The sequence below is a fragment of the Bacillus sp. JJ1127 genome, assembly GCF_036965845.1.
Classification (GTDB): domain Bacteria; phylum Bacillota; class Bacilli; order Bacillales; family Bacillaceae_G; genus Bacillus_A.
Genome location: NZ_JBALQK010000091.1, coordinates 1 through 6,103, shown reverse-complemented (window position 1 = coordinate 6,103; position 6,103 = coordinate 1). Strand labels below are relative to the sequence as shown.

3 protein-coding genes are annotated in these 6,103 nt (G+C 33.7%); all 3 read right to left on the bottom strand.

Translation table 11 applies throughout. The features are described 5' to 3' along the window. Positions 1-886: 886 nt before the first annotated feature. On the bottom strand, positions 887-3,076 hold the full coding sequence (locus V7183_RS10460; protein ID WP_335359446.1) for a M60 family metallopeptidase: 2,190 nt from the start codon (positions 3,074-3,076) through the stop codon (positions 887-889). Between the two features lie 673 nt (positions 3,077-3,749). After that, positions 3,750-4,748, bottom strand: coding sequence for a 2-hydroxyacid dehydrogenase (locus V7183_RS10455; protein WP_097897604.1), 999 nt, complete (start codon positions 4,746-4,748; stop codon positions 3,750-3,752). 23 nt (positions 4,749-4,771) lie between these two features. Then, entirely contained in the window at positions 4,772-5,827 is a 1,056-nt protein-coding gene (locus V7183_RS10450; protein ID WP_097897605.1) for an AEC family transporter, read from the bottom strand. Positions 5,828-6,103 lie beyond the last annotated feature (276 nt).

Genomic DNA, 6,103 nt, shown 5'->3' with positions numbered 1-6,103 from the left:
TTTTCTGCCACATGCGAAGGAAAAACAGAAAGAGCAAACGAGTGGAGGTTACTTTTTATTCTGCATCGCAGGGAGTTAGATGTCGAAAAGTGAAAATGGATTTATATATTTTCCCTTATATCATTTTATCTTTCTATTAAACTATTTATAAAAAACAAATGCCACCACTGAATTAAAATTTCACTTATTGTGAAAAGAAGCATAAGATGGCCGTTTTGGTCAATTTATGCTTCCTTTAGCTTGCGGCAAACTTATGCTTCTAATATACATACAACAAAAAAAGATACCTCAATAGGCTATCATTAGTAGGTTACATAATTTTCGTTATCAGAAGTTCTCCTCACCAACAATCCCCGGCTTATCAACATTCTGTGAAACATCCTCTTCACCTACGTATGCAGTTTCTTATCCATCCCATTATATCAGTGGTTAAAAGCAATCATTGTCTTTATTTCCTTTACTCCATATGTATAAAATTCCGCATAAATTAACGTCCAGCTTATGGGTTAATCATTAACTCAAGGCCAATTTATGCTTCCAATTCCGTTAGATAATTAGATAATCGCCTATAAAAATAAGTGTTTTCTGGTCAACTAATGCTTCCAAATGCGGTCAACTTATGGGTAAAGTGACACTTATAAAAAAAGGCTCCATAACTGGAGCACACAAGTATTGCAACAAATAATTAAAAGAAAAAAAGACAATTACAATATATAATAAAAAATAACTGAGTATCAATTAATATGTAAAATTGCATACGGTGAAACTTTAATCAGTAGGGGTTTTCTCCCCCCACTGATTATTAGCCCTCACCAATTAGGCTTTTACAGGCAGTAATACTCCCCTATAATGATGATATAATAGACCGCTCAACTTTATTTTCTTTTTATTGGTGAGATCGCTCATTCAAACTTGCATTATATAAAAACTGTGCGTACTGTTCACGCGTTACTTTCATATTTGGAGCGAATTTTCCTTCTCCAACTCCTGCTGCAATCTTATTCGATTGTACAGCACTAATCGCATTTTTTGCCCATGAATTCGCCGGGACATCACTGAAATTATGTGGAGCCTTCACATCTAGTTCAAAGGCTTTCGTAATAACTTGTGCCATTTCTGCACGTGTTAATGTATCTTTCGGTCTAAAGTTCCCTTGATCATCGCCTTGGAAAATCCCTAGCTCAGTTAAAGCTAATATTTCCTTAGGAAACATTGTTGAATTTTCATCGATATCTCCATATAGATTTTCGTATTCATCTTGTTCTTCTAGCTGAAAAGTACGATAAATTAATGCAGCTACTTGTTCACGTGTTACATTGTCTCCCATACCAAATATTCCATCTCCATAACCTGCAACAATTCCTTTATTCGCTAAATCATAAATCGCGTTAAATGCCCAGTGTCCTTCTGGGACATCCTTGAATGTATTTCTATTTACTCCCGCATCGAGTGTTAAATCATCATGTAAAAGAGTAATAGCATCTGTTACTCCAGTCTCACTTACACTAGAGTCAATCGTTACATCTTGTCCACTTTGTTTTGGTGCGAAGACATAACCAGATGGTTTCTCTACTTGTACACGATATGTGTTTTCTATTAACCCATCAAACAAGTAGTGGCCTTCTTTATCTGTTTTTACTTCTTTTAATACATTCCCATCTTTATCTAACAGTTGAACACGAACGCCTTCCATTCCTTTTTCGCTTTGATCGTGAATACCATTTTGGTTACTATCTTCCCATACTCGGCCGCCTAACTTGAGGACATTCGCTTTAACAGGTTTAGAGTCTGTTGATTCCCAAATAGGCACGGCTAAAATCGGATAATTTAAAGCTTCTACTTTTTTTCTTGTTTCCGGTGTGGCTATAAGTCCCCATTTATCAAAGAATGGCAATAGATTTTGTTTTGCTACCTTAGATGTATTGTAAATAAAAGCTTGGATTTTCTCGTCACTCGTTTTAGGAAGCTCTTCTTTAGATAATGAGCGGTACGCTTGATGTAATTTAGGGTAAAATTCCTCTCCAAAGGCTAAGTCTAATTGCCAAAACATTGCTAATTTTACAAAAACATCATCAATTTTATTATAGTCTTTTTCTGACTGAGGCTTATTTAAATAGTTGAATGCTTTTTCATATGTTCCATTCTCTAATCTTGATTTATTTCCAAAAGCTCGTTGCACAGACATACTATAGATGTTTGTAGTAACTTCTCCTAATCCATCCCATAGCCAAGGAGTTTGTTGTCTTTGATGACCCATTTCATGCCAAGGTCCCCATCCATCTTTTGTAAACTTATTGATATCTAATACATTTTGAATCGAATCTCCTACATAAGCAGTTCTACTATTATATGAATACATATAATAATTCGAATGATTATCCTCTACAAAATGAACGTAATGCTTGTCTGCTTCTGCTTCAGATAAACCAGAAACTCGATCTTCAATTCTAATAGATTCATCTATTTTTTTAAAAAGTTCTACAGGATCGGTATTAGAATCTATTAAATATTTTTTCACTCTTACAGGACTTGCGGTTATTAGTGAGCGTTCCCCTTTTAATTCTACCGCATGGGCGTTAGGATATGCATCTAGCATGTTGATTAAATCTTGTTTCGTATGTTTGCCTAATTCAAAAAAAGGCGTAGGCGCTCCCCCTGTTTTTATTTCAGCTTGTACTGCACCGCCTTGACTTGGATTATAGAAATAAATCATTCCACCATTTGGAGATTCAATTGTGTTTTCTCCTGGTTTTAAAGTAAACGACTTTACTAACGAATCCTCATTCCATGCGCCATCATAGGAGAATGTTCCTATATAAGCTTGAATATTCTGTGTACCGTCTACTTGAATTGTTATTTTTTCATTCGGGCTTGCATATAATCCGGTTGGTTCATATGGACTAAATCTAAATTGGCGCCTATCCATATCTCGGATTTGGTCTACATTTCCTTTACCCATCACATGAAAAATACGTTCGGTGGATACTTGTTTTCCTACAGTTTGTTCTTGAGTTTCAGCTGAAACCTTTGTTATTCCCGTCGTCCCCCCTACAAATGGAAAAGCAAGTACATTCACAGCTATAAACGCTTTGATTGCTCTCTCCTTATTTCTTTTTTGGCTATTTTGTTTCACTCTATATCACAAACCTTTCTATAGTTTGATAAATATAACACATACCCGAAGAAAGAAATCCTCATCCTAGATCATGATAAATAATAGCTAAGAGATACATAATTATGTAAGGTAGGATGGGGAAACGAACCCATCATTCTTTCTTATTACTACGAATTTAACATCGAACATATAGTATAGCAATCAAAATTATACAATTTTAGCTATTTTTCGACAAAAAATACTTTTTTGTCAACTTACTAAAATAGCAATCTATGTACGCGTCTATTAACTAAAAAAATTGGCAATTATTAAAGTGAAAAAATGAGCTGAATCATTCCTGTAGTTTGCTATACATCAAAAACCCGAAGTTTGGTTACAAACTTCGGGTTTTTCGAAAAAGGAAAGAAAAGGATTGTCTTATTACTATATATATCCATTTTGACTTTCCAACATATAAGTCACGGCTATGAAAAACAAAAGGTGATCGCTACTTATTTTCTCTCTTTGTTTTCACTTGGCATGGGGCAGGAAAAGGATCTGACCGCTTCTATGCATAGCCGGATTCTCTCTCCCACCTAAAAAGAAAGGTTTTATGTCGATTTTTCAATTTGTACTTATATAATTTTCTCTATGATTAAGCAACTTCGTTTTGACAAACACCATCAGTTAAGAAACTATATAAGTTTTCATAAGAAATTTCAACCATGTTTGTTAAAGCTTCATCAGTATAGGAACCGATATGAGGAGTTACAAGAACCCTTGGGAAATAACTCATTAACTTTTCAATTGTTTCAGATGGTAAAGATTTATTTTTTAAGTTTTTGAAGAAGAATGTAGATTCACCCTCAAATACGTCTGTACCAAATCCTGCAATTGTATTTTCTTCAATCGCTTTTAAGATTGCTTCATTGTCTTGAAGTTCACCTCTAGAAGTATTAATTAAAATCGCTTCGTTTTTCATTTTCCCTAAAAATTCTTCGTTAATCATTTTATAGTTTTGTCCTTTAATATAAGGAACATGTACAGAAACTAGATCAGAACTTGCCAGCACTTCGTCTAAAGGTAAAAATTCAACGACTTCTTTTGCTGATTCACTTTCAAACACATCAAATGCAACGACTCTTGCCCCTAAACCTTTGAACAGTTTTGCAGTTGTTAAACCAATTTTTCCAGTTCCAAGAATACCAACTGTACAGTTACGAATTTCTTTACTGAACATCACTGCGTCTACTGTAAAGTCTTTTTCTTTTGTTTTGTTTGCAGTGTATGCTGTATTTCTTAATAACATCATACCAAGCGTTACTGCAAGCTCTGAAATAGCATTTGGAGAATAAGCAGGTACACGTGCAACTTTTATTCCGACCTCTTTTGCAGCTTCTAAGTCAATATGATTGAATCCTACTGTTCTTGTTAATAAATATTTCACACCAAAACTAGCTAATTTCTCAATATTTTTTCTATTCGCCTTGCAGTTACCACGAATCATGACAGCATCTGCATGTTTTGCTGTATTTACATTTTCATCATTCATTAAATCTGTTACTAGAGTTAAATTATAATCGTGTTTATTTAGCTTCTCAAAAAAGGCTATTTCTACATCGCGTACACCATAACATACTAAATTTGCTTTCATCTTCATCTACCTCCGATATAGTATTAAGAGAAAATATGAAAACTTTTAATAACTTCAAGTATTACAATCCATAATGGCATTGCAACAACACCTAGAATAGTGGAAAGAAGAGAACAGTTAGATGTTAAAATCGCTTCTTTATCAAAGCTAATCGCATATGCTGCTGCAACTGTTGCTGTTGGTGTAGCCATCATAATAACAACTGTAGCTACTGCAACTTGTGAAATTGGAAGAATACCTGTTGCATTTAAGATCATAAGTAAAGCAATGTTAATTACTGGAACAATAATGATTTTGTTTAAGCTATAGTACCAAGCATCTTTTGTTTTGATTGCATCTTTTAATGAAATTTCAGCTAATGTTGCACCGATGGAAATCCATGCAAGCGGTGAAGCTAATTTAGCTAAGTAATCCATTGGCTTGAATAACCATGGAGCTGTTTGATCGATTCGTAAAAAGGCGAAATGAGAAACTTTACCATTCACTGTAACTGCTACTTGTGGTAAGTATGTTTGGCATACCCAAATGAATAAACCTGCAAATGTTGCGATAACAATTGGATTTAAGAACATTGTTTTAATATTCTTTTTCTCCATCTTTAAGCCTGACATTTTGATATATCCGTAAGAATAAAGGAAAATGCGGTATCCGATGTTAAAAATGGATGCATACATAACTCCTTCTGGGCCATAAACGACGCCGATAATTGGAATACCAAAGAATGTAGTTGAACCGAAGATTGTTAATACGCGTAAAACATCTTGTTTATCGCCTTTGTATTTCATAAACAATGGCTTTGTTACAACGATTAATATAATGTAAATGACTATACCCCATATTAGTAAGTTAGCCCCTTGTTTTAATGAATTCGTATTGATATTTTGCATGAATGCTGTAAATGCTAAAGCTGGAAGTGCAGCTGAAAGAATAACGCCACTTAATACCTTTGCTGCCTGAGCATTTAAAATATTTTTTTTGCGCATGTAAAAACCCAATAAAATAATAAAGACCGATGAACTAATTGCGCTAATAATGTTTTTATCGGTTAGAGTCTTGATAAGTATTTGACCGATATCCATTTTAAAAGCCTCCTTTTTGTGAAATAGTTCACATTTTGTTTTAAAAAAATATTCATCTCTTAATGTGAAGTGTTTCACATTAATTTGCGTTGTTGAATTACAACTTTATGATAAATCTACTATCACTATTTGAATACATTGCGTTATTTTTAAAAGTATTATGTTAATAATGTAAGTGAAATGTTGCATAAACTATTAAAATATCACTTTCAAAACTTTCTTTATCCACAATTTAGACATTTCTCTCTAGAACATAACTTCTATATAAATCCATTT

Coding starts and splice junctions, on each gene's coding strand:
- V7183_RS10455 (WP_097897604.1), bottom strand. CDS start 4,748: ATGAAAGCAAATTTAGTATGTTATGGTGTACGCGATGTAGAAATAGCC.
- V7183_RS10450 (WP_097897605.1), bottom strand. CDS start 5,827: ATGGATATCGGTCAAATACTTATCAAGACTCTAACCGATAAAAACATT.